The organism is Brucella grignonensis, from assembly GCF_002252505.1.
Lineage (GTDB): Bacteria > Pseudomonadota > Alphaproteobacteria > Rhizobiales > Rhizobiaceae > Brucella > Brucella grignonensis.
The window spans coordinates 82,997-109,510 of record NZ_NNRL01000147.1 but is presented as its reverse complement, the minus strand read 5'-3'; the positions used below and the strand labels follow the sequence as shown (position 1 = coordinate 109,510).

Here is a 26,514-nt window from a genome sequence, read left to right as displayed (position 1 = left end):
AGCGCTCGCGGCCCGGCGGAGCGAGCGGACGTGTATATAATCAAAGGCACTCGCTATGCGCCGCGATGGCATTTTTCGGCCGAAGAGAAGATCAGGGTTGTGCTGGAAGGCCCACGCGAGGAACGATACCCGAGGGTCGGCTGTGCTGCGCCGTCAGAGCATCCACCTTAGCCGTAATGTTGCCGATGCGCGGGGCAATTGCACCCCGAAGCCACTCGCTGCCTCGATGAATGAATTGCCGCGCGGTGCCCGCCTCGGATGATTCTATTCCTTCTTGATGTGATCGTGATGCGCCGAACGGAGAACGGCCGACGGGATCATTACTCCTCCAGCCGGATCAGCGCCGCTTTGGCCGCCTCATTCCCCAGATCAGCCGCCTGTCGGTAAAGTGCCAATGCCCTGATCGTATCCTGCGGCACACCCAGACCACGCTCGTACAAGCTTGCCTCGCCGACCATTCCGTCAGAGGCGATGGCGTCCCCGCGCGCGGCGGATTTCTGATACCAGGCCATCGCCGCCACATAGTCCTGCGGCGCGCCGGTGCCTGTTTCATAGGCCTGGCCCAGATAATATTGGCTGGTGATATCGCCCAGTTCCGCTGAATGACGGAACCATTGCGCGGCCGTCTGTGTATCTCCTTTTTCTTGGGCGATCAGGCCAATATAGCGGCCTGCCTTCATGTCCCCCTCGGCATTGGCTGTCTTGAAGTACTCAAGCGCCTTGTCCGGATCGGCGGTCACGCCAAAACCCTTCATCCAGATATGGCCGAGAAGCAGGTTGCCACGGCCGACACCGGCATCGGCGGCTTTTTGTGCCCATTCCATCGCGGCAGCATAGTTCCGCGCCACGCCCTTCTCGCCCTCAAGATATATCTGTGCGATCTGGGCCATAGCCTCGGGCTTGCCCTCGGCTGCAGCGGCGGTGAACAGCTCCAGAGCCTGCGGGCCGTTGCCCGCATCCATGGCTGCCTTTGCCGCAGCAAGCTGAGGATCCGAATTGATCGGGTTTTGTGCCTGTGCCATGCAGGAGGGTGACATAGTGATCAGGAAGGTCGCCAGAAAAGCACGGCGTGCCACCGCCCTCATGCTTTCACCTGCCGGAACAGCCAATCGCGGGCTGCGGTGATGTAGAAGAATTTACGAGCCGACCCCATGTGGTCAACGCCTTTGAATGTCAGGAAGGTGATATTCCCGCCCTCATCCAGATAGCCGTTGATCTGAGCGGTCAACTCTTTCTGATCATCGGCAGGGAAGATCAGTGCAGGGTTCAGAAGAGTATCCGGTCGCGTCACCTTCGCTCCCGCTTCCCGCCAGACGGGCACGCATTTCTCATTCCAGGGCGTTGCCTTATTGTCGTCGGACCCGGTGATGATCAACACGTTCTGGTCGGCCAGAGTTACCATGTCCTGGGGGCGTTGCTGCCCGGCAATAACCAGCCCGCCGGCGAAGGTGTCGGGATGCTTGGCCAAGAGCCAAAGCGTTGTCATCGCGCCCATCGACCAGCCCGTGCAATAGACCCGCGCCGGGTCGATCTTCAGCACTTTACCCGCCCGGTCCGGTAGGTTCGGATTGCCATAGTTCCAAGTGTTGGACATGAGCGATTGCACCAGCCGGTAAGTGTTCTCCACATCCGCCGTATGCTCCCAATAGTCGTTCATCGTCGTGCGTTCATAGCGCGGGGTGATGATGACGCATTCGTGACGCGCCTGCTCCTCGGGCATGCCCCAGATACTGGCGATGACGGTCTCGGTCAGGGTCTCGGCGCAGGTGCCGTCATAGCTGGTACCGGAATGGGTAACAGCCAACAGCAGCGGATAGGATTTCTCTTCGCCCCCCGGCGCGAGGAAGGATTTCGGCAGATAGATGCTGTATTCCAGCCATGCCGCACGATCGTCATCCCGCCACCAGTGATTTTGCTCCCAGTCATCAACACCGCGGATCGCCACGTTGTTGCCGCCGCGTTGTCCGATATTGCTCCAGCTTTTCGGATCTGCGACGTAGGTTGTGCCAGTCGTGGTGCGCACATCCCGAAGCTGGATGATGGCGACCATATTGCTGTCGGCTGTGGGGATGCTGAGGTCGGTATCATGTGCGAATTCGACGATCACGAAGGACCCGAGTGCGCTGGACTTGTCGGAACGCAGCGCGGGCTCATTGTTGGTATAAATCGCCATCGGCGCGCGGGGCGCGGGCGGCTCGGTCGTTGCATTTTTGTCGGGGCCCGATGGCATGCCGGGGAAATAACCCGCCGCTGCCGGAACAACGCTTGTCGCGAAACTATCCAGCCCGAGATCAGTCGGGTCGATCTCGATGTCATATTCGATGGCGATACCATAGACTTTTTCGCCGCCGCCGGTCACTTCGCAGACGGCAACGATGCGTTGTATGCCCGGCGTTTTTGGCCCAGCATCAGGCCCATCCAGAGCACTGGAAGCTGCCGTGAATCCCCCGCCCGTGCCTTGTGCCCTAACAAGTCGCGGGACGCCGCCGGCAAAAGCAACGAGGGCAATCCCGCCCGACAATATGCTTCTTCTAGAAAAATCGGTCATCTGCGACTCCGCCACTGAATATATGAAACAAAACCGATGCCAAATTCCGCGTTTCGAACAGAAGCACGTGGTTCCGCATCGAAATCAAGTTAATCGTTCTACTCAATTGCCTGCAATTGCCGTCGAACTACAAGGAGAAAACGGGCTTAAAACTGCGATCTCTGCCTGCGCACGGTGTTGTAATGGCTGGTCAGCATCATGCTGACATTCGGGCGAGTGTGACTGGTCGGTGAAAGGTCCTGCCTCAGATCTGATATGTTGACGAACCATTCCAACGTCATTTCGCGTTATGGTGATCCGAGTTTGACCTGCCAATCCGGACGCAACATCAGAGCAGCAGCTGAGGCCGTTCGCAGCCGCCGCGACAGGACGATTGTGTCGGTCGAAGCTCGAAATGCCCGGAAATGCGGTGTCGCTAGATGGGCCTGATAGGCGGCCTCATCGCGGTAGATCTCGAAGATCGTAAAGCGGTTCGGCGCGTCCGCATCTGCGGCGGACAGTAGCGCCAGACATCCGGGCTCGGTCCGCAGGGCGGCTGCGGCGATGCGGGCGGCAGCGGCTGCGAAATCGGTGCATCTCGCAGGATCGACCTCCAGTTCGGCGATGCGGATAAAGGGCGGCGTGGCGGTCTGCTCGGTTGGCTTGTAGACGCTCATGGGGTGGCGCCTTTCAATCCCAGCAGCCGTTCGGCATTGCCATATGCGATCAGGGCCTTGTCAGTCGCGCTGATATCCAGCTGTTCAAGAAATGCACGGGCGCCATTCAGGCTTTGATAAGGATAGTCGACCGAATAGAGGATGCGGTCTGCCCCCATCACCTCGTGGATAAAGCGGAAATGCGGTTCAGTCAGCATCCCCGAGGGGCTGACATAGACATGGTCGCGATAGGTCTGGATGATGGGGCGCGACAGGCCGGAAGCCTCTGTTGGGATCGAATCTTCCAGCCGTTGCAGGAAGAACGGCACCATCTCGCCCCAATGGCCGCTGATGATGCGCAGATCGGTGAAACGGTCAAAGGCACCCGACAGTAGCAGGCGTAGGGTCAGGATGCCGGCTTCGTTGTGCCAGCCCCAGGCGAACATCGACAGCCGCGCCGACAGTTCGCGATCAAACCCGCCGTAATAGGGTTCCTGAACCACGTGCAGCGGCAAGCCGGGGTGAATATAAAGCGGCAGTTTCAGCCGGTTCAGCGCGTCCAGCACCGGAGCGTATTGCGGCGCGTCAAGGAAATCGGAGCCGGGGCGACCATTGATCAAGCAGCCTTTCAGTCCGTTAGCGGCGGCGCGTTCCATTTCCTGCACGGCGGCCTCTGGCGCCTGCCATGGCAGGGTGGCGAAGCCGGAAAAGCGGCTAGGGTGGTTCACGATGATTGCGGCCAACCGGTCATTGGCGGCGCGGCACAAATCAACCGCCTGGCCAGCAGGCAAAAGCTGCGGGAAGCCGCCATAGGACAACACCTGTGTGTCGATGCCCGCCCGGTCCATGTCGGACAGCCGATCGTTGATCGGGGCCAGCCCTTTGCGGGTGGATTCCGCGCTGGCCAGTACATGCGGGCGGGGCGTGTCCGCGACCTGACCATCGGTCACACGAAGACCCCAATCGGGCAGATAGGGCGCCTCAGCCATGGCAAAAGACGCGCCCGCCTGACCGATGGCGGGATCGAGAAGATGTTCTTCGACACAGATCAGTTTCATCACGGCCTCCAATAAAAGGGCGCGCGCGGCGAGGGTGCCGCGTCGCGGATATCAGGCCAACAGTGCGTCGCGCAGCACTTCGCCCAGATGGGCCGCCGATTGCGGGTTCTGCCCGGTGATCAGGCGACCATCGCGGATGACGTTATCGGACCAGTTCGGGCTGTCCACATGATGCGCGCCCGCCAGTTCCAGCCGGTCGGCCAACAGGAAGGGCACGACATGGGTTGACTGAACCTCCTCCTCTTCACCATTAGTGAAGGAGGCGAGCTGCTTGCCCGCGACCAGCAGGATGCCATCGGCGCCCTGCGCATTCACCAGCGCGGCGGGGCCATGACACACGGCCGAGACGATCCCGCCAGCGGTGTCGATCTCGCGGATCGCCCGTTGGATCGCGGCATTATCGGGAAAGTCCCACATCGTGCCATGCCCGCCGGCAAAGAAGATCGCCGAATAGCGCGCGGGGTCGACCTGATCGATCGGCATGGTGTGGCTGATGGCCCGGCGGAATTCGGGATCGGCCCAGTAATGCGCGATCACCGGGTCGTTCATATCCTCCAACCCGTCAAGCGGCGCGTCGCCGCCCTTGGGTGAGGCGAACTCTACCTTGATGCCCGCCTGTTGCAGCTTTTCCAGCGGATGGGTAACCTCGGCCAGATTATAGCCGGTGGGGATGCCGGTCGCCCCCTTGACGTTGTTGCTGCTGACGACGAACAGCACTGGTTTCACATCACTTGCATTGGTCATGTCGATGATCCTTTCAAGTTCGCCTTAGGCGAACAGCATTTCCCAATTGGTGAAGGGGCCGACCGGAATGGTCTCGAAAGTGACCAGACCGGCCTTGGCCAGTGGGAACCCCTCGACGGCGGCGCGGGCGGCTTCAAGGCTGTTGGCCTCGACCATCACGACAACGCCCAGCACATCCTGACGGAAATAGATTTCGCGGAAGATGCCATTCTTGTAATTGTCCCAGCCATAGCGGACCTCGGCCTCAAGATGGGGTTGGAACTGTTCCATACCGGCCCCTTCGACGGGGCGGCAAATGCAGACGAAACGCATGGCCTTTCCTTTCTGTGGTGAATTGCGTGCCGGGGCCGATCAGAAGTCCTGACGGGTCGGGCGGATGGTGATTTCATTGATGGCGACGTCGGCGGGCTGTTCGATCGCATAGGCGATGGCGCGGGCGATGCTGTCGGCGGGGATTTCATTCGCGGCGTAAAAGGCCTGCATGGCCGCACCAGAGGTTGCGTCCGAGCTGCCATGTTTCAGCTCGCTGTCGATGGCGCCGGGATACAGCGTGGTGACGCGGATATTGTCGCCCGCGACCTCGGTCCGCAACCCCTCGCTGATCGCCTTCACGGCGAATTTCGTGGCACTATAGACTGTGCCCAACCCGCCCGAGACCTTCAGCCCCGCTACCGAGGACAGGTTGATGATATGCCCGGATTTGCGTGCTTGCATGCCCGGTAGGACGGCGGCGATGCCGTAAAGCACACCCTTGATGTTCACGTCGATCATCTGGTCCCATTCATCAACCTTGCGCATCGCCATCGGGGCCAAGGGCATCACGCCCGCATTGTTGATCAGCACATCGACATGGCCGAATTTGCCTGTCGCCTGACGGATGAGGTTTTCCAGATCGTCGCGCTTGGCGACATCAGTGGTGACGGCCAATGCCTCTCCGCCCCTAGCCTCGATATCGGCGACCAGCTTTTCCAGTCGTCCGGCCCGGCGTGCAGCCAACACCAGCTTGGCGCCATTGGCAGCCAGATGGCGGGCCGCGGCCTCGCCCAGACCGCTGGATGCACCGGTAATCACGACGACCTTGTTTTCGATATTACTCATCACATGCTTCCTTTGTTGTTTTGATGGCGATTAGGCCTCAAGCCCTTCGACCAGATAGGCACGGTTGCTGGCGGCGTTCAGCCGGTGGGGCAACAACTCGCGATAGGCGGGCGAGCCATACCAGTCCCGCGCCTGCTGCAGACTGTCGAAACGCAGCATCACCACCTTACCTTGTGGAGCGGAGCCTTCCAACGCGTCAAGCGTGCCCCCATGCACCAGCGGCGTCGAGGCAAAGGGCGCCAGCGTTGCACCGGCCTTTTCCAGATAGGGCTTCATTGCCTCGGGGTCGTGAATGTCGATTTCCAGGATGAAATAGGCGGGTTTTCTCATGGCTTTATTCCTTCAGGCGGCTTGGCGCAGCGGAAGATCGCGCAGCGCTGCGATCAGTCGGTCGGCGTGGTTATGGGCGCGGGCTTCGACATTCACGCGGTCCGCATCGCTGCTGACGCCGGGGATGAAGGTCATGCCGCTGGAATGGATCGGGGACAGGTATTCCATCCCGCATAGCGCAGCGGTCTGGCGCTGTGGCGGCAGGAATTCCTCGATGGTGAAGTTCATCGGCTTGCCGTGGGCATAGGACTCGGCCGGTGCGCCGGTGGTGAAGGACTGGATCAGCGCTTTACCACGCAGCTTGTCGCCGCCCGTGCCATGGGCAAAGCCGAAGACCAGCACGTCATCGACCCATTTCTTCATTAACGCCGGCAGGCCATACCAATGCAGCGGGAACTGCCAGACGATGATGTCGGCCTGCGCCAGCGCTGCCTGCTCAGCTGCCACGTCGATGCGAAAGTCGGGATACAACCGATCCAACCGGCGCTGTTCGACCTGAAGTACCGGCAGATCCTGAAGATCCGACAGGATGGTGCGGTTGGCCAGCGAGCGGTCCAGATCTGGATGGCCTGAGATGATGAGAAGCTTTGTCATTGCAATGTCCTTGCTATCTATGATTGCGTTGAGGAAAAAATAGCAGCGTTGATCCTTGACGATTAGCTGCAGACTGGCGAAATTATTCTTTCCTGAATGGAAAGGGTGACATTGATGGACAACACGCTTTACGGCCAGCTGCAGGTCTTTCACGCCATTGCGACCGAGGGCAGTATTTCGGGCGCCGCGCGCCGGTTGGGCCTTGGCGTGCCCGCCGTCAGCAAGTCGCTGAAGGCGCTGGAGAACAGTATGGGCGTGCCGCTGTTCAACCGCAGCACAAGGCGGCTGGAGATCACCGAGGCCGGGCAAATGTTGCAATCCCGCAGCGCGGATGCTCTGCAATCGCTGCGCTATGCCGTTGAAAGCGTGCAGGATCTGGGCCAAACGCCCAGCGGCGTCGTGCGGGTCACCGTCGCGCGGCATGCCTATAAGTGCCTGTTGAAACCGCGTCTGGCCCGGTTCTGCCATGCCTATCCTGAGATCCGATTGGAAATCTCGGTCTATGATGGCACCGTCGATATTCTGGAACAGGGCTATGACATGGGCATCCGATTTGGCGACCGTGTCGAAGAGGGCATGGTCGCCCGCCGTCTAAGCGCGCCTTTCCGCGAAGGACTTTATGTGTCTGAAAGCTATATCGGTCGCTATGGGACGCCTACGGGGCCGGAGGATCTGTCGCGGCATCGTCTCATCGGTTATCGCTTCATTACCGCCAACCGCATGTTACCGCTGATCCTGAATAATGGCGGTGAGGAACTTGCCGTCGATATGCCAACCACCGTCACCACCAATGATATCGAGGTGATTGCAGATGCGGTGCGTCAGGGGCTGGGCATCGGTCGTCTGTTCGAGCCGGTTTATCAGCACCTGCCCGACCGTGAGACCTTTATTCCAGTATTGGAACCGTTCTGGCGGCGCTATCCGGCGCTTTATCTGTATTTTCCGCAAAACAGCCAGCGCGCCAAGCGCATCCGCGCCATGATCGACTTTCTTGCGGATGGAGATGGTAGGTGATGGCAACCGCGGTGAAAATCCGTTTTTATCTCAGTATGCTGCGTCAAGCCATCAGGGTTCATTTTGTGAGGCTATAACGTAGACGTGGTTCTCCGTTTCATCAACTTCGGTCGCGCGCCGGTTCAATTCGGCGGTATTCTGGCTGCACCGCTCGCTGATCGCGGCTATGACAGTGATCAGGTACACAAACGGTGAGCTGCTTTTTTAGTAGATCACGTTCCTGTCGCAGAAGTTTGTTTTCTTTACGAAGCCGGGCCAGCTTTTGGCTCATGTCCTCATGCGGCCCAGAAAGCAAATCTTTCTCAGCAAAATTACGCCGCCAACGGTCAAGCGTTGATTTGCCAAAACCAAGGTCCTCCGCAACCGATGAAATGCTGCGCCCGCTCGTCGTTAAAATACGAACGGCTTCCCGCTTGAAATCTTCTGTAAATTCTCGCTGCTTCAATTCTAAGTCTCCCGTCAGTCTTGTCTAAAAGAAGCCCACCTCTTTTGAAGGGAAGTCCAACTGGTCGCATTACGACCTTTATGACAAGTCTGAGCCGGTCGGGCTGGCACTCGAACGATTGATACCGTTCTTCAAAGGGCATCTCGGTGAGACAGCCAGCGCGCAGTTTTGAACTCAAAACTGGTCCATGAAAAATTTGGTTGAGGGTTTAAAGTTTTGCGCGCGCGATGCTAACGAATTTGATACTTTCATCCGTCAAGTTGCGAGCAATCCCAAGGACTTATGAGGAGTAATCTTGGGGCTTTTAGGAGGAATTTATGAAGATTACTGCGCTGGAAACCGTGCGCGTGGCTGAACGCGCTAACCTGCTCTGGGTTCTTGTCCATACGGACGAAGGTATTACGGGGCTTGGTGAAACATTTTTCGGCGCAGAAACAGTCGAAACCTATATTCACGAATATGTTGCACCAAGGGTTATAGGCCGAGATCCTTTGGAAATCGATCTGCTGGCATCGGATCTCGTTGGTTATGTTGGTTTTCGCTCGTCAGGCGCAGAAGTGCGCGGAAACTCAGCTTTCGATATTGCGTTGTGGGATATTTTTGGCAAGGCAACCAATCAACCGATAGCACAGCTTCTTGGTGGTTTCTCGCGACGGGAAATCCGAACCTACAATACTTGCGCAGGCACCGAATATATCAAGAAAGCGACCGGCCAGACCACAGGCAATTATGGTCTTTCCAGCGGTCGCGATTACGATGATCTCAACGGCTTTTTGCACAGGGCTGATGAATTGGCCCATTCGCTGCTTGAGGATGGCATAACGGCCATGAAAATCTGGCCATTCGATGCAGCTGCGGAAAAAACGCGGGGGCAATATATCTCTTCAACAGATATGAAAGCCGCACTCGAGCCTTTTGAGAAGATCCGTAAAGCTGTTGGTGATCGCATTGACGTTATGGTGGAGTTTCACTCCATGTGGCAGCTTTTGCCAGCCATGCAGATCGCGAAAGCACTGACGCCTTATGGGACTTTCTGGCATGAAGATCCCATCAAGATGGATAGTCTTTCCAGCCTCAAGCGCTATGCAGAAGTCTCTCCCGCGCCCATTTCCGCATCTGAAACGCTGGCTTCCCGATGGGGCTTTCGCGATTATCTTGAGACCGGTGTTGCAGGGATCGTCATGCTGGATATCTCGTGGTGTGGGGGGCTGTCCGAGGCACGAAAAATTGCGTCGATGGCGGAAGCATGGCATCTGCCCGTTGCTCCGCATGATTGTACTGGTCCGGTGGTTTTGTGTGCTTCGACCCATCTATCACTGAACGCGCCGAACGCGCTGGTGCAGGAGAGTGTCCGCGCCTTTTACCGGACCTGGTATCGTGATCTGGTCACAGCTCTCCCAGAGGTGAAGAACGGTATGATTACGGTTCCTCCCGGCCCTGGCCTTGGCATGGAGCTAAACCCGGAGCTGGATAAGGCATTCACGGTGAGCCGTCGTATTTCGGATGCGACCTCAATTTGATGTCGAGCAATAACGAACAGTTCTGAACGGAGGCTCCATGTCTGCCACCACACAACAGCAGCGCGGCGGCAGTGCAGTTCCGGCAATCGCCGGACCGGCACTCATGCTTATCGGCATGCTGATGTTTTCATTAAACGACGCAATGGGTAAATGGCTTGTCGCCAGTTACAGTGTTGGTCAGGTCATTCTGATCCGCAGTGTTGCAGCACTTGTCATTCTGGCTCCTTTTCTTTGGCGGGCTGGTCTGCAACCTATTATAAGGGCGGAGAAGCCGCTTCTGCAGGCAGCGCGTGTCTTCTTTTCGACCTTTGAGGTTTTTGCATTCTACTTTGCTGTCATGTATCTGCCGTTGGCTGATGTCATGACCTACTGGCTGGCCGCACCGATCTATGTGGCGGCGGCATCGCCTTTTCTGCTTGGTGAAAAGGTAGGCTGGCGTCGCTGGACAGCTATCGCTATTGGCTTTGTGGGCGTGATTATTGCGCTCAATCCGTCCAGCGCGATGTTTACGGCTCCTGCCATTATCTCGATCCTTGGCACCATTGCTTTCGCGTTCATGATGATTTCGGGCCGCAGTTTGCGCGCTACGCCGGACAAGACACTTGTTTTCTTTCAATTGATGGGCGCCCTGATCGCTGGCATCATCTTTGCGCCGCTTGATTGGCGGCCGCTGGGCACATCGGCCGATATCGCACTCATGCTGCTTTTGGGTATCGTAGCGATGGCCGCTCATATGCTCGTCAACCGCGCACTGAAAATCTCCGACGCAGCAACCGTGGCACCACTGCAATATACGCTTTTGTTATGGGCTGTGCTTTTTGGCTGGATGTTCTTCGGGGATATTCCGAAAACGAGCATGGTGATCGGCGCAGCGCTAATCGTCGGATCGGGCCTGTTTATTTTCTTCCGTGAACAGCGGGTGAAACAGAGAGCATAAACGAATGGGCAACTGCTTCGTCCATAAAATGATCTTACAAGAAAGCCCGTGGTGAATTATCACCACGGGCTTTCTTTTTGCGTTAGCGCCGAGAATTACTTGCGCAGATCGGCAAGGATACTCTGAGCGCGTTCCACGATATCAGCGCCGATGTCGGCTTTATGCTTCTCGTAAATTACCTGCGACTTTTCCAGAATGCGTGCATGTTCTTCTGGCGTAATCGTATTGAACTTCACTCCTGCCGCTTCGATTTTTTCAAGCGACTTCTTGTTCAGTTCCGTGATTACCTTGCGTTCTACGTCACGACCGACGCCAGCGCATTCCTTCAGAGCAGCCTGTTCTTCGGGAGAATAGGTGTTGAAGATCGGCTTGGAGAACAAGAAAAGGAAAGGTGTGTAGGCGTGTTTTGTTTCTGAAACATAGGCTTGCACTTCATAGAATTTTGAAGTGTCGATCGTCACGTAAGGGTTTTCCTGTGCGTCGATAGCTTTGGTTTCCAGTGCCGAGAAAACTTCGCCAAATGCCATTGGAGTGGCGTTGGCACCAAAATTCTTGAACGTATCGAGGAAGATATTGTTCTGCATCACGCGAACCTTCATACCTTCAAGATCTTCCCATTTGTTGATGGGGTGCTTGGAGTTAGACAGGTTGCGGAAGCCATTTTCCCAATAAGCCAGATTAACAAGGCCAGCTGCATCCAGCTTTTCGTTCAGCAGATCGCCAAACTCGCCATCCATGACAGTGTAGGCTTCTTCGGAATTGGCAAACAGGAATGGAAGATCGAAGACGCCAAGTGCCGGAACAATGCCAACCAGAGGTGAAGAGGAAGTAACAACTGCTTCCTGAACGCCAGAGCGCAGAGCCTGAGTTGCCTGAAGATCGCCACCCAAAGCGCCGCCCCAGAATGCTGTAAGCTTCATATTGCCATTCGACTTTTCATCGAGGCATGCCTGCATTGCCTTGATGCCATTGCCAACCGGATGATCGGCATTGATGCCATTGGAGACGCGGATATTGCGGCTTTTAAATTCAGCCTGTGCAGGTCCGACGGCAAAAGTGGCCGCAGCGGAAACGAGTGCAGTTGCTGCGATTAGGAATTTTCTCATGAGTATCCTCCCAGAGTTTAGAGAAAATGAAAGAATACCAGTGGCTCAGTAGAGCCAGCTGGCGGGAACAAGAACGAGATCAGGGAACAGAACCAGAAGGAACAGTACGAAAATCTCGGCAAGTAGGAACGGGAACACACCCTTTATGACACGACCAAGTGGAACGCGGCCAACACCCGAAACCACGTTCAGCACGACGCCGACAGGTGGCGTGAGAAGACCGATAGATGTGTTCATGATGAAGAGAACGCCGAAATAGACAGGATCAATGCCCGCCTTCTGGATAATCGGCATAAGGACTGGTGTTAAGATCAGGATTGTCGGGGTCAGATCAAGTGCCGTGCCAACGATCAGAACCAGAATCATGATCGCAAAGAGCAACAAGGTCGGACGGTCGATTAATGGCTCGATGTAGCTGCTGATCTCTGCGGGAATGTTCGCTGCTGTAATGAGCCATGCAGAGACAAGAGCGGCGCAGACGAGGAACATGACGACAGAAGTCGTTTTCGCAGCACGAAGGAACACGTGACCAAGATCGGTGATCTTCAATTCGCGGTAAATGAACATGCCTACGAAAAGCGCATACATGGCGGCAACCACAGCAGCTTCCGTTGGAGTCACTATGCCAGCCTTGATACCGCCCAGAATGATGACGGGCATACCGAGCGCCCAGGCAGCACGACCGCTGGCCTTCAAGCGTTCTTTGCCTGAAACCCGTGGAAGAGTTTCGACCTTGTCCTTACGGACAACAAACAGCCAGGTGATGATGAGGGACGTGCCCATCAGAAAACCGGGAAATATGCCAGCCATGAATAGCTTGGTGATGGAGACGTTGGCAGCTACACCGAAGACAATAAACGCCATCGAAGGGGGAATGACCGGCGCAATAATACCGCCTGCGGCGATAAGACCCGCAGAGCGCGGAACATTATAGCCCGCTTTGGCCATCATCGGGATGAGGATAGCAGCCAGAGCTGCGGTGTCTGCGGCAGCGGAGCCGGAAATCGATGCCATGATGATCGCGGCAAAAATAGCAACGATCCCCAGTCCACCGCGAATATGACCAACACAGGCAATCGCGAAGTCGATAATACGGCGGGACAGGCCACCGGAGTTCATCAACTCACCAGCCAGAATGAAGAACGGGATGGCCAACAGTGTGAATGTATCTGCGCCTGCAATCATGTTCTGCGCAATGATTTGCGCATTGAACATGTCCATGTGCCACATAAGCGCGACACCACAGAGCATCAGCGCAAAAGCGACTGGAACTCCGACGGCCATAGCGCTGACGAGCGATCCAATGAATACGAGAAGAGTCATCAGGCACGCTCCGAAAGTTGTTCAATGCTTGTATGTTCTCCAGCGAAGGCTGAAATCTCGTCTTCGGTGACGCGGCCAGTCAGAATGCGAAATAATCTTTCAAGTGAGATCAGGAAAATACCTGCACCAGTGAACAGCCCGATGCCGTAGACCCAGCCCATGGAAAGGCCGCTCACGGGCGCGACCATGGAGGCGTTTATCGGTAGCTGTTGCCAGGTTCCCAGAAAGAGGATTGCGGAAACGCCCATAATAATCAGATTGGAAACGCCCATGAGGACAATTCGGCCCTTGCGTCCGAAGCGGGAAACGACCGTTTCCACACCCATATGCAGGTTTTCACGGTGCGCAACGACAGCGCCAATAAAGGTCAGCCAGACAAAAAAGTATCGTGACATCTCATCGGAAATGGCAATGCCTGAATTCATGCCATAGCGAAGAACGACATTGACAAATACCATCAGTGCCATGCTTGCCAGGGCCAAAATCATGAGCAGTGCCAGAAAGCGGAAGAACAGGTCGATCAGCTTCTGAATCATAGGATCATACCTTTTCGAGAAGGCCGCGCGCGGCGAGATTCCGGAAGAGTGCCCTTGTGCCGAAAGTCCATTCTGGACACGCATCAGTGCGATCAACCCAATTGACAAGGCGACCTAGCAATGGCGTTGCAATCTCCACGCGGTCGCCGATTTCGTGCGTGAACCCCTGACCGACACCGCGACGGTCCTTGACGGGGGCGAACATGGTTCCCAGGAACAGGACAGCGCCATCGGGATATTGATGATTACGATTACGAAGCTGCGATACCAGATTGGCAGGTGAGCGGCTGATGGCTTCCATCGGGCTTTCGCCGGTCATTTCAAAGCCGTCCTCACCCCTGACCAGTAGCGAAACGCGAACCTTGGAAAGAACGTCGAGCGTGAATGCATCATGGAACAGGCGGATGAACGGGCCAACAGAACAAGAAGCATTGTTGTCCTTGGCTTTTCCAAGCAGCAGTGCCGATCGGCCTTCCACGTCACGCAAATTGACATCGTTACCGAGTGCAGCACCAAGAATTTCGCCGTCGGAACGCACTGCCAGAACCACTTCCGGCTCCGGATTATTCCATTCGGAAATCGGGTGAATGCCCACTTTGTCGCCACACCCAACCGAGGACATCGGCTGTGCTTTGGTGAAAATCTCGGCGTCCGGTCCAATGCCGACTTCGAGATATTGCGACCAGAGATTCATGTCCTGAAGAAGCGTTTTAATGCTGGCCGCTTTTTCTGAGCCAGCTGTAACACCACGCAGGCTGTCGCCAAGGACAGGAGCAAGCTTTTCGCGGATGGAACGAGCGCGTGAAGGATCACCCTTCGCCTGCTCTTCAATAACGCGCTCTAGCATACTGTCAGCAAAAGTCACGCCGGCGGCCTTGACTGCCTGCAAATCGATCGGAGCCAGAAGATGGCCTGTCGTGCCATTCAAAAAATCGTCCAAGGAGCCGAGATCTGGCAGGTTTGTGGTGTTGGCAAGCTTCGCTGCAACGCCATCGATCTCAAACAGGCCTGATACGGTTGCGGCAATAGCTGTCAGGTCGAGTACGCGTCCATCGCGCACCAGAACGGGGCAGGGGCCGTCTGCAACTTTGGACCAGACGCGTCCTACCAGAACGGCTTTACTGGCGTCATCAGGCAGAATTTGATGTGCACTCAACGAATGCTTTGAAGTCAAGCTATCCTCCTCCCGGCAGCCTCCATCAAAATGGAAAGCCACAATTATATCGCTCCAGTCCGGCTCAGTGGTTTTAGAAGGTTGACAGTTCCCCATGGTTTAACCCATTGGTTTATCTGATCCCTCTCGCCAGTTGCGGCGTCTCCCACTGTTCAGGCAGTGACCCTCCAAAGCCAGCTTGCCTTATTGTCAGGATGTCTGACAACCATTTATATCGTTTTAGTTCGAGAATTTATCGCTGTCTAGAACTGAAATAGGTTGTTCAGAAAAATGCGGCTTTCCGCCTTCTTTGAATCAAAGATCAGCAACCATCCTCAATAGGATTCAAGTGCCAGTCCGATTCTGGCTGCTGCTCCCATGAGATGCTGGCGCATGGCATCACGTGCCACCAGCGGGTCGCGGCTGGCGATGGCGTCGCGCAAATTGACGTGCTCCTCAATCGTTATATTGACTATCTCCTCCAGAATGGCTTTTGAGCGGGCCACATTGATTGCATGGCTGATGCGCTCAATGATGAACCCAACGAATGTGGAAAAATATTCGTTGCCGGTCGCATCGGCTACTGCCTTGTGAAAGGCAAGGTCCGCAACGATACCTTGCTCTGTCCATTTTGCGGCCCCGGTCATTTGCTCGAGGGCTTCATCAAGCCGCGCTAAGTCATCGGCCGTATGATGGGCTGCAGCTAAACCCGCCGCTTCAATCTCCAGAGGGAAGCGCAACTGGAACAGGTCGCGGAAACTATCGCGACTGAACAATTCATCCTCATTAATTCGGATCGATCGCGCCTGTCGCTCCGTTACGAAGGCACCGACACCCTGACGGGTATCAACGAGGCCTTCATTGCGTAACTGCGCAATCGCTTCCCGAACAACTGAGCGGCTCACACCAAAGGATTTTGACAGAACGTGTTCCGTCGGCAGCTTGTCGCCTGGCTGTAACCGTCCTTCATGGATATCACTGCCGATCTGGGCGGCAATCCGCGCAGGGAGATGCTCGCTGCGCTTTATATGGCCAAAATCCATCGACATGTTAGGTCCTTTTAATTGCTCGTCTCTGGACAAGGCGGCAAGTTCATTTGGCAACCCGGGTTCATCGCAAGGGTAGGGTCTATTGCAGTCTTGATTGCGGACAGCAGTTGGCGTTGTACGTCTGGCATGCGCTTCTCAAAATCCGGTCGCTTGAGCCGACCAATTCCATGCTCCGCGCTCATGGAACCGCGATAGCTATCGAGTACATCGTTGATGATGTTTTTTGCCTTGTAGATACGAGCATCGATCTCCGCGCGGTCGAGTGTATTCGGCGGCAATACATTGAGATGAACATTTCCGTCGCCCACATGACCATAGGATACACAGACGCAATCTGGCAGACCATCATAGACCGCAGCCTCTGCATCACGCACAAAGTCTGCAAGGCGCGACAGCGGCACGGAGACGTCGGTGCGCAAATGGGGCCCTCGCTTGGCCTGGCCTTCGTTCATGCCTTCGCGGAATAGCCACAATTTGCGGGATTGGTCTCGAGATGTCGCGATGACGCCATCCGCCACCAATCCTTCTTCCATAACCTTTTCAAGGAAACGCCCCATGAGGTCTTCGATGTCGATCAATCCGGAACCGGAGATTTCCATCAGAACATAGGCTGAATAATTGCCATCCATCGGCATGGCCAAATCCGGCATTGCTTCTCGCGCTAACGTGAAAGCAAGTGGCGGCATGAATTCGAATGCCGACATCAAGTCGCAACAGTCGCGCCGCGCACGGCGATAAAGCGCGATGGCGTCTTCGAGTGCATTCAGGCTAAGCAATGCAGTCGCAACCTGCTCCGGTTGCGGCATAAGCTTTACGGCGACTGCTGTAACAATCCCCAAAGTTCCCTCAGCGCCAATGAAAAGCTGTTTGAGGTCGATGCCGCGGTTGTCTTTACGCAAGGTGGAAAGACCATTGAAAATGGAACCGTCAGGCAGAACGACTTCAAGGCCGAGCACGAGTTCACGTGTCATGCCATATCGCAAAACATTGATGCCACCCGCGTTGGTCGAAACGTTGCCACCGATGCGGCAAGAACCCTGTGCGCCAAGCGCCAGCGGAAAGAACATTCCCGCCGCCTCCACCTTGTCCTTGAATTCGGAAAGGATGCAGCCCGCGTCCACCACAGCGGAAAAATCATCGGCATCAATGCTGCGAATTGCAGTCATGCGTTCGAGGCTGATCACAACCTGAGATTCGGGCGAATCGGGCGTTGCCCCCAGCACAAGCCCGGTGTTGCCGCCTTGCGGAACAATAGACAGGCCGCGCGCGCGTACAGCCTTCACGCAAGCAGATACATCCGATGTGGAACGCGGGCGAAGCACTGCAACTGCATTGCTCTTCACATCGTCATGCCAGTCACTGCAATAGCGTGCGACCTCTTCACCCGAGAGAACAAGGTCCGTGCCAAGGCTGTCGACCAATGCCTGTACATGTTCATGCGTCTGGGTGTCGACGCTCATCGTCTCGTGTTCCTGGGACATGTTTCCTCCTGCTGCCTGCCTACTGATGCGAAGTAGGTGGCAACCGCATTATTTTGGTTTTCAATCGCATGATATAAGGTTATCAGACAACCTTACAAATACTTTTTCACGATCGTTGTTTTTACGAGGGTGAAATCGAATACGGTACATGGTGGAGGAGAAACAAATGCACATTTTGATCATCGGCGCGGCTGGCATGGTTGGCCGCAAACTCTCAGAACGTCTTACGAAAGACGGTTCGCTTGATGGTAAGCCGATTGAAGCGTTTACACTGGTGGATGTGGTGACACCGCAGGCACCTGCGGGTTTTACCGGGCAGGTAACGCTTGAAACTGGTGACCTTTCTGCGCCGGGTACGGCTGAAAAGCTGATCGCACGACGCCCGGACGTTATCTTCCATCTGGCTGCTATCGTTTCGGGCGAAGCAGAGCTTGATTTTGACAAGGGATACCGCATCAACCTTGATGGTACGCGCTACCTGTTCGATGCGGTTCGTATCGCCCACAATGAAGATGGGTATTTCCCACGCATTGTGTTCACCTCGTCGATTGCAGTTGTCGGCGCACCACTGCCTTTCCCAATTCCCGACGAGTTCCACCTGACACCGCTGACCAGCTATGGCACGCAGAAAGCCATTTGCGAACTTTTGCTGTCCGATTATACCCGCCGCGGGTTCTTCGATGGCATCGGCATCCGACTGCCTACGATCTGCATTCGACCCGGCAAGCCCAATGCGGCTGCATCAGGCTTTTTCTCAAATATCCTGCGTGAACCGCTGGTCGGTCAGGAAGCTGTCCTGCCGGTTTCGGATGATGTTCGCCATTGGCACACTTCGCCACGTTCTGCAGTTGGCTTCCTGATCCACGGTGCGACTATGGATCTCCAGCGTGTGGGTTCGCGTCGCAATCTGTCCATGCCCGGCCTCTCTGCGACTGTGGGAGAGCAGATTGCAGCGCTCCGCCGTATAGCGGGTGATAAGGCGGTTGCTCTCATTCGTCGTGAACCGGATGAGATGATCATGCGCATGTGTGCGGGTTGGGCACCTGGTTTTGAAGCCAAACGCGCGCGTGAGCTAGGCTTTACCGCCGAAACCTCGTTCGACGAAATCATCCGCGTCCATATTGAGGATGAGCTTGGAGGTTCGCTGTGACGCGTAAAATTGCATTTCTAGGCACCGGCCTTATGGGTGCACCGATGGTGCGCCGCCTTCTGAATGCCGGCTTCAGCGTTAGCGTGTGGAATCGTGACTCATCCAAAGCTGAAGCATTAGTCAAAGATGGTGCGGAAGTGGCATCAAGTGCTGCTGAAGCCGTCACGAACGCCGATATCGTCTTCACCATGTTGTCGGATGGCAAGGCGGTGGGTTCAGTGTTGTTTGATGGCGGGGTGGCGAAGGCTTTGAAAGCTGGCACCGTCGTTATCGACACCTCTTCAATTGCGCCGCCAATCGCCAGAGAACATGCCGAAAAGCTAAGTTCAATCGGCGTTCGTCACATCGATTGTCCTGTGTCAGGTGGCACTGTTGGCGCAGAGGCTGGAACACTGGCATTAATGGCTGGCGGCGATGCAGCCCTGATCGAAGAACTGGCGGATGTTTTTGCAGCGCTGGGCCGCGTCACGCATGTCGGTCCTTCAGGTGCAGGGCAGATTTGCAAACTGGCTAACCAGCAGATTGTAGCAATCACGATTGGCGCAGTTGCTGAAGCAATGATGCTGGTGGAAGCTGGTGGTGCGGATCGTGGCAAGTTCCGTGATGCCATTCGGGGTGGCTTTGCGGAAAGTCGCATTCTTGAATTGCATGGGAAACGCATGGTGGATCGTAGTTTCCAACCGGGCGGTCCTTCTGGTCTGCAATTGAAAGATCTAGATGCCGTAGCTGCAATGGCTGAGAGCCTTTCGCTCACGCTACCGTTGACTGAAGAAATTCGCGACGAATTCCGCACTTTTGTAGAAGCCGGACATGCGGAAACAGATCATTCGGGCATTTTGCTGCATATTGAAAAGATCAATAATCGCCAGCGGGAAGACGATAAATGAGTGATGATCAAAAAACGCCGCGCCGTCTGCGTTCGCAGGACTGGTTCGACAATCCCGACCATCTTGACCTGACAGCGCTCTATCTGGAGCGCTTCATGAACTATGGCACGACGCCAGAAGAGCTGCGTTCGGGTAAGCCAATTATTGGCATTGCGCAGTCTGGTAGTGATCTCAATCCCTGTAATCGTCACCATCTCGATCTCGCCAAACGCATCCGCGACGGCATTCGCGATGCTGGCGGAATCGTGATCGAGTTTCCGAGCCACCCGCTGTTTGAAAACTGCAAGCGACCAACCGCAGCGCTCGACCGCAATCTGGCCTATATGGCGCTTGTCGAGATCCTGTATGGATATCCGCTTGATGGTGTTGTCCTAACAACCGGTTGTGACAAAACTACGCCTTCCGCATTGATGGCGGCTTCCACCGTGGATATTCCGGCTATCGTGTTTTCCGGTGGTCCGATGCTTGATGGCTGGCATGAAGGCAAGCTCGTCGGTTCCGGCACGGTAATATGGCAGTCGCGTCGCAAATATGCTGCCGGTGAAATCACCAAGGAAGAATTCCTCGAAGCGGCACTCAGTTCCGCGCCTTCGGTCGGCCATTGCAATACAATGGGCACGGCTTCCACAATGAACGCAATGGCCGAAGCTTTAGGCATGTCGCTCACAGGTTGCGCTGCCATTCCGGCTGCATATCGTGAGCGTGGTCAGATGGCGTATCGCACCGGTCGTCGTGCGGTGGAGCTGGTGCTAGAAGACATTCGCCCTTCAAACATTCTGACGCGAGCGGCGTTCGTGAATGCCATCAAGGTCAACTCCGCCATTGGTGGTTCGACCAATGCCCAGCCACATCTTATGGCAATGGCAAAACATGCAGGTGTGGAGCTGAAGCCTGACGATTGGCAGGACGAAGGCTTTGATATTCCACTGCTTGCCAATATTCAGCCTGCTGGCAAATATCTTGGCGAGAAATTCCATCGCGCAGGTGGTGTGCCAGCGATAATGTGGGAACTGCTGTCCGCAGGCAAAATCGATGGCTCTTGCGCGAGTGTCACCGGAAAGACAATGGCGGAAAATCTCGAAGGTCGGGAGTCATCTGATCGTGACGTCATTTTCCCCTATGACAAGCCACTTAAGGAGCGCGCTGGCTTCCTTGTTATGAAGGGCAATCTGTTCGATTTTGCCATTATGAAAATGAGCGTGGTTTCACCTGAGTTTCGTGATCGCTATCTGTCGGAGCCAGGACGAGAGGGGATTTTTGATGGGCGGGCTATCGTTTTCGATGGCTCGGAAGACTATCATCAGCGTATCAATGATCCCGCGCTCAACATTGATGAACGCTGCATTCTGGTCATTCGGGGTGCTGGTCCGCTCGGTTGGCCGGGTTCTGCCGAAGTCGTCAACATGCAGCCGCCGGATCATTTGCTCAAGCGTGGAATCACAAGTTTGCCAACCATCGGTGATGGTCGCCAATCTGGCACCGCTGATAGTCCATCGATCCTCAATGCTTCGCCGGAAAGTGCAGCGGGTGGGGGGCTGGCTTGGGTGCGCAACGGTGATACTATTCGCATCGATTTCAACAAGGGCCGCTGTGATATGCTCGTGGACGAGGCGGAAATCGCACGTCGCAAGGCAGAAGGTATTCCTCAGACACCGGCAGATGCAACGCCTTGGCAGATGCTCTATCGACAGACGGTAACGCAGTTGGCCGATGGAGCTACGATCCGCGATTCTGATAAATTCCGCCAACTGGCCAAAACACCACCGCGCCATAACCACTAAAGCGTGTCGCATTTTATCATATCCACGTGACACGCTTTAAGTCTTTGTTTTTGATCATGTCTCCCAAATCCGGTTCCCACTTTTGGGAGACATGCTTTAGTGAACCGTTGAAGCGGTCGAAATAGGAACAGGGCGCCAAGATACAGTTGGCAGCAGGGCCAAACCGGATGGGTAGAATCTCCTCGCCGGGCAGCGATCTGTCTGGCGGCAAAACTATTTTCAGTTAAAGAGCCGACAAAGCTTTGCTTCGCAATTTGCGAGACAGATTTTTTGGGCTTCCTAAAGAACGGCTATTTATCTTTCGTATTTTTTATCATCCTGTCCCTTGCTGGTCACGCCACATTGCTGGACTTAACGATGTGACGCGCCGGAATTCCCGATTGAAATTGGATTTGGTCTGAAACCCTGATTCAAACATTATCGTCGTAACGGGCAGTGTAGTTTCTTGCAGCAGCCGACAGGCTTCAGTGATGCGATAATCATTGATGTATTGCGATACGTTTTTACCGGTAATCCGGTTTATGGAGCTCGAGATCTGGCGCGCTGGCAGGCCCACTTTTCGCGCAAGCCTTATAAGAGTCAAATTCTCGTCCAGATACAGCCGGTTCTGAATGAGGACACGTTCTACACGCGCGAGACTATCCCGATCCTGCTCGTTGCGGGCCTCGTTTTCGCTTTCTTCAAGCGGAACAGGTTCAGAAGGTTTTGCGCGGCTTGCAACCATCGCTGTGAGGCCCACGAAAAGCAGCCCGAGCAGATTGGCGTTGCTGACGATCAGCGCTGCGTTTTTACCATTCGTCCATTCAAAGTCCATCAAAACGGCCAGATCGAAAAAGGCGGATAGGCAAAGCGATATTGCTGCAATAATAAGCGCGCGATGCGCCGAAATCGCGCTGTCGAAACGCGCATCGTCAAGCCCGTCTGGGCCGGTTCTGCCAAGATAGAGAAGTGCGAGTGCATATCCCACAAACAGAACAACAAGGCCAGCATCCAAGAGAACGGGAACAGTCAGCAGGATGGCTGTAGTCACAATCGGAAAAGCTGCAACATACCAGATGTGACGGGTTCGAACCTTGCTGTCTCCACGTATCAGGCTCCGAAAACTCACATATACGAGTGGAGGCAAGCAGCTCGCGATAATGGGAAGCAAATAGCGGACATCTGCCAGCCCATACCCCCAGCGAAGACCCACAGCCATGGATTGTACTGCGCACAACGCGATTAGCAATTGGAAAGGGAGATTGGTGGCAGCATTCTCCTGACGGTGCCACATCGCTATCAGGAGGATGAGCAACAAAAGCGCAACGACAAAGGGCAAAGGAACGAAAATCAAAAGCGGTCTCGCAATCTGATAGGCGATATGTTGCCGATCAATGATCTATATCGCGATTCTGAACGACCTGAATCGTGATTTAGAACGCCAGATAATACGTTTTCTGGAAAGCATGGCTCATCGTATGAAATATGGAGATACATGATGAGCCGCTTTAATTTGTTGTTCTCAGCCATCGCTATTGGCACAACGCTTGCCGCTTCCAATGCTTTTGCTGCTGATGTGGGTGTCCGCACAGTTGATGTGCCGTCACAAGTGCGGGGGAAAAATCTCGCAGTAACGCTCTGGTATCCAGCGACGGGAGCGGGGGCTGCCGCGCTGTTTGGTGATAACAGGATATTCAAAGGCAGTGCGGCGTCAAAAGATGCGTCACTTGGTAATGGACGGTTTCCTCTCATCATGCTTTCGCATGGCTCGGGTGGGCGCGCTGAGGCGGCAGGCTGGCTCGCCGTCGAGCTTGCCAAGGCTGGCTTTATCGTTGCAGGCCCCAATCACCCCGGCACGACCTCTGGTGACTCCTTGCCTTCTGAAACACCGAAGCTTTGGGAGCGCACTCAGGATCTCTCGACGGTCATCGATTATCTGACCGGCAACTCAAACTGGGAGGATCATATAGATGCAGATCGTATCGGCGTTGTCGGCTTTTCGCTTGGTGGCTCGACTGCAATGGAAATCGCCGGTGCTCGGGCCAATCTGGAAGCTTATGCGCGCTATTGCGATACTTACACGAAATGGGATTGCGCTTGGTATGCGGGCGGTCGGGGCTATGCCGATGATGAAGCGGTGAATGTTGAAAAGTTTGATCTGCGTCGTGTCGATAAGGCCCGTTTTGAACAATCAAATCTCGATCACCGTATTAAGGCCGCTGTGATGATCGATCCGGGTCTGGCTCAAGCCTATGTGGCTCAAAGTCTCAGGGAAATCAAAATTCCAATGAGCTTTATCAATCTGGGCAGTGAAGGAGACATTCCAGCCGCGGTTCAAGCGGACCATTTGGCGACACTCGTTCCAAACAGCACCTATGTCACAGTTAAAGGTTCGGACCATTTCAGCTTCTTGCCCGAATGTAAGGAAGGAGCGTCTGCGTTCCTCAAATCAGTTGGAGAAGTTGATCCGATCTGTGAAGAGACCGGCAGAGCGCGTAAAGATATTCATGCTGAGATATCAAATCTGGTGCTGATGAACCTGCAGATGACGCTTAAGCGTTGATCCGCTTTCAGTCGTTTGCTGAATGCTGAAATAAAGCAGCGGGCATGTTTAGCCCGCTGCTACTTTTGATTCTTCAACAATGATTTGAAAGTTCAACGCTTTGCGCGTTCGCGAATAGCTTTGATCCAGCTGTTGTTGAACATTGTTACGCCGATGGCGAACGCAACCACACCAAGAATTATCATTCCGACGGCGACACCCTGATCGCCAAACTGCTGATAGAGCCAGCCTGATTTTTCAACTGCCTGAGCTGGATATCCCAGTTTTAAAATCCCCTGAATGAGCGCGCCGATGCCGACGATCAACAAACAGACACTACGGATCATGGGAAAGGCCTAAATGAGGTTGGCGGAAATCTTCGGACGCAGCGGAGGTTTTGCGTATTGCGAATAAAATTTCCAAAGGTAGAAACACGCTCGGAGGCGTTAATTCTCTGTACTGTTCTGGAAAGCCTCGGAAAACTGGAGCGGGCGAAGGGATTCGAACCCTCGACCCCAACCTTGGCAAGCAAGAAATTACGCTGTCAGTATAATCGAAGCAAGTATTCCAAATTTCAACCCAATACAAAAGGTTGCGTTTCTCTTTCAAGGACGGAAATTAGGATTTTTTATCCGATCTGTAATCAGGTTAATAGATTTCAACGGCATCGAACCAGCGTAGCGGTGACCGCACCGTAACCTAAGGATTGTCCATAACATGTAAGACGTAATACGGATATATTGACTGCTAGGCTGCGCTAGGCTTTTTTGGTTGAAATAGTTTGATGGAGTGATTCGTGTCCCTGCCTCTTTTTAAGGATGTTGATTTAAAATTAACATCCAATACAGAACTTTTCGAGTTTTCCGCCAAACAAAATCAAATAATAGCGGGTGAGGCGAAAGCAACTCTTAATCGAATACCGGATAATTTTGTGGATGCAATTGTAACTAGTCCTCCATATTATGGACAGAGGGACTACTCCCATGAAGATCAACTAGGGCACGAGTCGACTCCTAACGACTATGTTGATCGTCTAGTAGCCATTTGTCGAGAAGCCCGACGAGTTTTAAAGCCATCGGGCACGTTTTGGCTAAATTTAGGGGATAAGTACCAAAACGGCGCCTTGTGTGGACTACCTTGGAGAGTAGCTCTCGCATTGGTGGAGGACGGATGGATTTTGAGATCTGATATTATCTGGCATAAGCCGAACGCTATGCCTTCGTCTGTAAAAACGAGGCCTACGGTTGACCATGAGTACCTTTTTCTTCTTACCAAAACTGACACGTATTTTTATGATGCTGATGCTATTCGTGAACCCCACGTAACATTTTCTGATGAAAGCCAAATGAGGGGTGGGCGAGGCCATTTTGGTAAACGGGGTGGTACACCTGAAGCTGGCAAGAATGGTGGTAACCCAAACCTTCACACTGGGCGATGGGATCAAGCGTTTCACCCGAAAGGGCGGAATAAGCGGACTGTATGGAAAATATCCTTGTCAAAATATCGTGATGCTCATTTCGCTGTATTTCCGGAGGCGCTAGTCGAACCATGTATTCTGGCGGGTTGCCCTGCAAAAGGAGTGGTTCTAGACCCGTTTTTTGGGGCCGGAACCACTGGCCTTGTCGCTCAACAACACAATCGCCGATTTATCGGAATTGAGGTTAATCCCTCATATTGTGAAATGGCGTATAAGAGACTCCACGGTTAGGCGGCAAGTTTCACAAAAATTGGCATGCACGCTGCAATTTGTTCTCGTAACATAGGTTCAACTTCTTTAATTTGGTTTGGGTTGCGGTCCACATAAATGACGTGTTTTGCATTTAGTGATTCGAGCTTACCACCCCAAGACTCTGCAATCACTATAGGGATGCACTCAAGTTCTGCCGCTCTAGCTGCGGATATCGACTTATGAATGTCGCGAGTAAAAAGCAGAGCATGGCCTCCACCCATCGTCTCACGGGTCTTGACGGGTATAAGGATACGCTCCTTTGGCCCGTCAACGGCTACGTCGTATGTTTCCCCTTCTAGCCGAATTTCAACTTCGCTAACCTTAAGAGGCAATTGATATTGCTCAAACAGCTCGCTCAATATTCTACGCACAATCGCCTCAAATAAAGTTCCCTTTATTGCACGTCGGCTCCCCTCTAGACGGTCACTCATCACCTCAGCGATCGTTGGCCAGTTCCAACGTTCGGGTTGGCTAAGGAAATGACTTACATGTTCTCTTATTAGATTAAGCAAGACAGCTCGGCGATGATTCAGCGTGCGTCCTTCAATATATTTCAACATAGGTCGAAGGCGTTGTTCTGGAGCATCTCTAAGAATCCATGAGACTAGAAGCCATTTTGCTTTGTCCTGTTGGTAAGGTCGCGCGATCCCATCAAGGAGTTGCACCCCGGTTGGGAGTTTTCGTTCGAAATACGCAACTAATGTATCTATTGCTTGATTACTGTCTTTTTCATCAATGAAATTATGAAGAGACTGGTACCCTAATGTTGATAAGAACGAGACGAAATCATCGAACATGACTTTGTTTTGCTCCGTCACGGCTACAAGCTCGGCTAAACGTATATTCTCATATGCAAAAGTCATTAGAAATCCTGA

The 26,514-nt window shown here is 54.3% G+C and carries 26 protein-coding genes and 2 pseudogenes; 9 read left to right on the top strand and 19 right to left on the bottom strand.

Annotation, left to right across the window (positions count from 1 at the left end; genetic code table 11):
- Positions 1–320 precede the first annotated feature (320 nt).
- The 9 genes from CEV33_RS02855 to CEV33_RS02815 form a co-directional block, all read right to left on the bottom strand.
- Positions 321–1,085: a tetratricopeptide repeat protein gene (locus CEV33_RS02855; protein ID WP_094538946.1), complete on the bottom strand. Its 765-nt coding sequence runs from the start codon at positions 1,083–1,085 to the stop codon at positions 321–323.
- Positions 1,082–2,548: an alpha/beta hydrolase-fold protein gene (locus tag CEV33_RS02850; protein WP_094538945.1), complete on the bottom strand. Its 1,467-nt coding sequence runs from the start codon at positions 2,546–2,548 to the stop codon at positions 1,082–1,084. Before CEV33_RS02850 ends, CEV33_RS02855 begins: the two co-directional genes overlap by 4 nt.
- A gap of 287 nt (positions 2,549–2,835) precedes the next feature.
- Entirely contained in the window at positions 2,836–3,204 is a 369-nt protein-coding gene (locus CEV33_RS02845) for a putative quinol monooxygenase (protein ID WP_094538944.1), read from the bottom strand.
- Positions 3,201–4,241: an amidohydrolase family protein gene (locus CEV33_RS02840; RefSeq protein WP_094538943.1), complete on the bottom strand. Its 1,041-nt coding sequence runs from the start codon at positions 4,239–4,241 to the stop codon at positions 3,201–3,203. The genes CEV33_RS02845 and CEV33_RS02840 overlap by 4 nt, the downstream gene beginning before the upstream one ends.
- Before the next feature lie 51 nt (positions 4,242–4,292).
- Entirely contained in the window at positions 4,293–4,985 is a 693-nt protein-coding gene (locus CEV33_RS02835; protein ID WP_094538942.1) for a type 1 glutamine amidotransferase domain-containing protein, read from the bottom strand.
- A gap of 24 nt (positions 4,986–5,009) precedes the next feature.
- On the bottom strand, positions 5,010–5,297 hold the full coding sequence (locus tag CEV33_RS02830; protein ID WP_094538941.1) for a YciI family protein: 288 nt from the start codon (positions 5,295–5,297) through the stop codon (positions 5,010–5,012).
- A gap of 39 nt (positions 5,298–5,336) precedes the next feature.
- A complete protein-coding gene (locus CEV33_RS02825; RefSeq protein ID WP_208620149.1) occupies positions 5,337–6,086 on the bottom strand; it encodes an SDR family oxidoreductase in 750 nt (249 codons plus the stop codon).
- 27 nt (positions 6,087–6,113) lie between these two features.
- The gene (locus tag CEV33_RS02820) at positions 6,114–6,413 is read right to left on the bottom strand and encodes a DUF1330 domain-containing protein (RefSeq protein ID WP_094538939.1); all 300 of its coding nucleotides are present in this window, start codon (positions 6,411–6,413) and stop codon (positions 6,114–6,116) included.
- A gap of 12 nt (positions 6,414–6,425) precedes the next feature.
- The gene (locus tag CEV33_RS02815) at positions 6,426–7,007 is read right to left on the bottom strand and encodes an NAD(P)H-dependent oxidoreductase (RefSeq protein WP_094538938.1); all 582 of its coding nucleotides are present in this window, start codon (positions 7,005–7,007) and stop codon (positions 6,426–6,428) included.
- Positions 7,008–7,121: 114 nt separating this feature from the next.
- On the opposite strand from CEV33_RS02815, the gene CEV33_RS02810 reads away from it, so the two are divergent.
- Positions 7,122–8,021, top strand: a complete 900-nt coding sequence (locus CEV33_RS02810) for a LysR family transcriptional regulator (RefSeq protein WP_094538937.1) — start codon at positions 7,122–7,124, stop codon at positions 8,019–8,021.
- Between the two features lie 190 nt (positions 8,022–8,211).
- Here the strand turns inward: CEV33_RS02810 and CEV33_RS02805 are convergent.
- Positions 8,212–8,484: pseudogene (locus tag CEV33_RS02805) on the bottom strand (transposase); the annotation flags it as partial.
- 40 nt (positions 8,485–8,524) lie between these two features.
- On the opposite strand from CEV33_RS02805, the pseudogene CEV33_RS24775 reads away from it, so the two are divergent.
- From CEV33_RS24775 to CEV33_RS02790, 3 genes and pseudogenes are all read left to right on the top strand, one after another.
- A pseudogene (locus CEV33_RS24775) lies at positions 8,525–8,638 on the top strand (alpha/beta hydrolase); the annotation flags it as partial.
- 145 nt (positions 8,639–8,783) lie between these two features.
- A complete protein-coding gene (locus tag CEV33_RS02795; RefSeq protein WP_094538936.1) occupies positions 8,784–9,986 on the top strand; it encodes a mandelate racemase/muconate lactonizing enzyme family protein in 1,203 nt (400 codons plus the stop codon).
- Positions 9,987–10,023: 37 nt separating this feature from the next.
- Positions 10,024–10,923 carry a DMT family transporter gene (locus CEV33_RS02790; RefSeq protein ID WP_208620148.1) on the top strand — a complete coding sequence of 300 codons (900 nt, stop codon included), beginning with the start codon at positions 10,024–10,026 and terminating at the stop codon, positions 10,921–10,923.
- A 95-nt stretch (positions 10,924–11,018) separates the two neighbouring features.
- On the opposite strand, the gene CEV33_RS02785 is transcribed toward CEV33_RS02790, so the two are convergent.
- The 6 genes from CEV33_RS02785 to CEV33_RS02760 form a co-directional block, all read right to left on the bottom strand.
- Entirely contained in the window at positions 11,019–12,029 is a 1,011-nt protein-coding gene (locus CEV33_RS02785) for a TRAP transporter substrate-binding protein (protein ID WP_094538935.1), read from the bottom strand.
- Between the two features lie 45 nt (positions 12,030–12,074).
- Positions 12,075–13,352, bottom strand: a complete 1,278-nt coding sequence (locus CEV33_RS02780) for a TRAP transporter large permease (protein ID WP_094538934.1) — start codon at positions 13,350–13,352, stop codon at positions 12,075–12,077.
- The gene (locus CEV33_RS02775) at positions 13,352–13,885 is read right to left on the bottom strand and encodes a TRAP transporter small permease (RefSeq protein ID WP_094538998.1); all 534 of its coding nucleotides are present in this window, start codon (positions 13,883–13,885) and stop codon (positions 13,352–13,354) included. Before CEV33_RS02775 ends, CEV33_RS02780 begins: the two co-directional genes overlap by 1 nt.
- A 7-nt stretch (positions 13,886–13,892) precedes the next feature.
- A complete protein-coding gene (locus CEV33_RS02770) occupies positions 13,893–15,062 on the bottom strand; it encodes a fumarylacetoacetate hydrolase family protein (protein WP_094538933.1) in 1,170 nt (389 codons plus the stop codon).
- A 314-nt stretch (positions 15,063–15,376) separates the two neighbouring features.
- Positions 15,377–16,090 carry a FadR/GntR family transcriptional regulator gene (locus CEV33_RS02765; protein WP_094538932.1) on the bottom strand — a complete coding sequence of 238 codons (714 nt, stop codon included), beginning with the start codon at positions 16,088–16,090 and terminating at the stop codon, positions 15,377–15,379.
- 11 nt (positions 16,091–16,101) lie between these two features.
- Complete coding sequence (locus CEV33_RS02760; protein ID WP_094538997.1) at positions 16,102–17,550, bottom strand: FAD-binding oxidoreductase; 1,449 nt, start codon at positions 17,548–17,550, stop codon at positions 16,102–16,104.
- Between the two features lie 187 nt (positions 17,551–17,737).
- Between CEV33_RS02760 and denD the strand changes: the two genes are divergently transcribed.
- From denD to CEV33_RS02745, 3 genes are read left to right on the top strand one after another with little or no spacing between them, the layout of a single operon-like run.
- A complete protein-coding gene (gene denD, locus CEV33_RS02755; RefSeq protein WP_094538931.1) occupies positions 17,738–18,721 on the top strand; it encodes a D-erythronate dehydrogenase in 984 nt (327 codons plus the stop codon).
- The gene (locus CEV33_RS02750; protein WP_268875791.1) at positions 18,718–19,608 is read left to right on the top strand and encodes an NAD(P)-dependent oxidoreductase; all 891 of its coding nucleotides are present in this window, start codon (positions 18,718–18,720) and stop codon (positions 19,606–19,608) included. Before denD ends, CEV33_RS02750 begins: the two co-directional genes overlap by 4 nt.
- Entirely contained in the window at positions 19,605–21,389 is a 1,785-nt protein-coding gene (locus CEV33_RS02745) for an IlvD/Edd family dehydratase (protein WP_094538930.1), read from the top strand. The genes CEV33_RS02750 and CEV33_RS02745 overlap by 4 nt, the downstream gene beginning before the upstream one ends.
- Positions 21,390–21,702: 313 nt before the next feature.
- Here CEV33_RS02745 and CEV33_RS02735 read toward each other — a convergent pair whose 3' ends face one another.
- Positions 21,703–22,587 (bottom strand): helix-turn-helix domain-containing protein, encoded by an 885-nt coding sequence (locus CEV33_RS02735; RefSeq protein WP_328588546.1) that lies wholly within the window; start codon positions 22,585–22,587, stop codon positions 21,703–21,705.
- Positions 22,588–22,866: 279 nt separating this feature from the next.
- On the opposite strand from CEV33_RS02735, the gene CEV33_RS02730 reads away from it, so the two are divergent.
- Positions 22,867–23,931 carry an alpha/beta hydrolase family protein gene (locus CEV33_RS02730; protein ID WP_094538927.1) on the top strand — a complete coding sequence of 355 codons (1,065 nt, stop codon included), beginning with the start codon at positions 22,867–22,869 and terminating at the stop codon, positions 23,929–23,931.
- 92 nt (positions 23,932–24,023) lie between these two features.
- On the opposite strand, the gene CEV33_RS02725 is transcribed toward CEV33_RS02730, so the two are convergent.
- Entirely contained in the window at positions 24,024–24,257 is a 234-nt protein-coding gene (locus CEV33_RS02725; RefSeq protein WP_094538926.1) for a hypothetical protein, read from the bottom strand.
- Between the two features lie 449 nt (positions 24,258–24,706).
- Between CEV33_RS02725 and CEV33_RS02720 the strand changes: the two genes are divergently transcribed.
- Positions 24,707–25,618 carry a DNA-methyltransferase gene (locus tag CEV33_RS02720; RefSeq protein ID WP_208620147.1) on the top strand — a complete coding sequence of 304 codons (912 nt, stop codon included), beginning with the start codon at positions 24,707–24,709 and terminating at the stop codon, positions 25,616–25,618.
- Here CEV33_RS02720 and CEV33_RS02715 read toward each other — a convergent pair.
- On the bottom strand, positions 25,615–26,502 hold the full coding sequence (locus tag CEV33_RS02715) for a hypothetical protein (RefSeq protein ID WP_094538925.1): 888 nt from the start codon (positions 26,500–26,502) through the stop codon (positions 25,615–25,617). The genes CEV33_RS02720 and CEV33_RS02715 overlap by 4 nt on opposite strands.
- Positions 26,503–26,514: the final 12 nt, after the last annotated feature.

Excerpts from the sequence above, each read along its gene's own strand:
- CEV33_RS02815 (WP_094538938.1), bottom strand. The coding sequence starts at position 7,007 with ATGACAAAGCTTCTCATCATCTCAGGCCATCCAGATCTGGACCGCTCG.
- CEV33_RS02735 (WP_328588546.1), bottom strand. The coding sequence starts at position 22,587 with ATGGCTGTGGGTCTTCGCTGGGGGTATGGGCTGGCAGATGTCCGCTAT.
- CEV33_RS02810 (WP_094538937.1), top strand. The coding sequence starts at position 7,122 with ATGGACAACACGCTTTACGGCCAGCTGCAGGTCTTTCACGCCATTGCG.
- CEV33_RS02730 (WP_094538927.1), top strand. The coding sequence starts at position 22,867 with ATGAGCCGCTTTAATTTGTTGTTCTCAGCCATCGCTATTGGCACAACG.
- CEV33_RS02790 (WP_208620148.1), top strand. The coding sequence starts at position 10,024 with ATGTCTGCCACCACACAACAGCAGCGCGGCGGCAGTGCAGTTCCGGCA.
- CEV33_RS02760 (WP_094538997.1), bottom strand. The coding sequence starts at position 17,550 with ATGAGCGTCGACACCCAGACGCATGAACATGTACAGGCATTGGTCGAC.
- CEV33_RS02745 (WP_094538930.1), top strand. The coding sequence starts at position 19,605 with ATGAGTGATGATCAAAAAACGCCGCGCCGTCTGCGTTCGCAGGACTGG.
- CEV33_RS02845 (WP_094538944.1), bottom strand. The coding sequence starts at position 3,204 with ATGAGCGTCTACAAGCCAACCGAGCAGACCGCCACGCCGCCCTTTATC.
- CEV33_RS02795 (WP_094538936.1), top strand. The coding sequence starts at position 8,784 with ATGAAGATTACTGCGCTGGAAACCGTGCGCGTGGCTGAACGCGCTAAC.
- CEV33_RS02835 (WP_094538942.1), bottom strand. The coding sequence starts at position 4,985 with ATGACCAATGCAAGTGATGTGAAACCAGTGCTGTTCGTCGTCAGCAGC.
- CEV33_RS02725 (WP_094538926.1), bottom strand. The coding sequence starts at position 24,257 with ATGATCCGTAGTGTCTGTTTGTTGATCGTCGGCATCGGCGCGCTCATT.
- CEV33_RS02850 (WP_094538945.1), bottom strand. The coding sequence starts at position 2,548 with ATGACCGATTTTTCTAGAAGAAGCATATTGTCGGGCGGGATTGCCCTC.
- CEV33_RS02855 (WP_094538946.1), bottom strand. The coding sequence starts at position 1,085 with ATGAGGGCGGTGGCACGCCGTGCTTTTCTGGCGACCTTCCTGATCACT.
- CEV33_RS02780 (WP_094538934.1), bottom strand. The coding sequence starts at position 13,352 with ATGACTCTTCTCGTATTCATTGGATCGCTCGTCAGCGCTATGGCCGTC.
- denD (WP_094538931.1), top strand. The coding sequence starts at position 17,738 with ATGCACATTTTGATCATCGGCGCGGCTGGCATGGTTGGCCGCAAACTC.
- CEV33_RS02715 (WP_094538925.1), bottom strand. The coding sequence starts at position 26,502 with ATGACTTTTGCATATGAGAATATACGTTTAGCCGAGCTTGTAGCCGTG.
- CEV33_RS02830 (WP_094538941.1), bottom strand. The coding sequence starts at position 5,297 with ATGCGTTTCGTCTGCATTTGCCGCCCCGTCGAAGGGGCCGGTATGGAA.
- CEV33_RS02765 (WP_094538932.1), bottom strand. The coding sequence starts at position 16,090 with ATGTCGATGGATTTTGGCCATATAAAGCGCAGCGAGCATCTCCCTGCG.
- CEV33_RS02840 (WP_094538943.1), bottom strand. The coding sequence starts at position 4,241 with ATGAAACTGATCTGTGTCGAAGAACATCTTCTCGATCCCGCCATCGGT.
- CEV33_RS02820 (WP_094538939.1), bottom strand. The coding sequence starts at position 6,413 with ATGAGAAAACCCGCCTATTTCATCCTGGAAATCGACATTCACGACCCC.
- CEV33_RS02785 (WP_094538935.1), bottom strand. The coding sequence starts at position 12,029 with ATGAGAAAATTCCTAATCGCAGCAACTGCACTCGTTTCCGCTGCGGCC.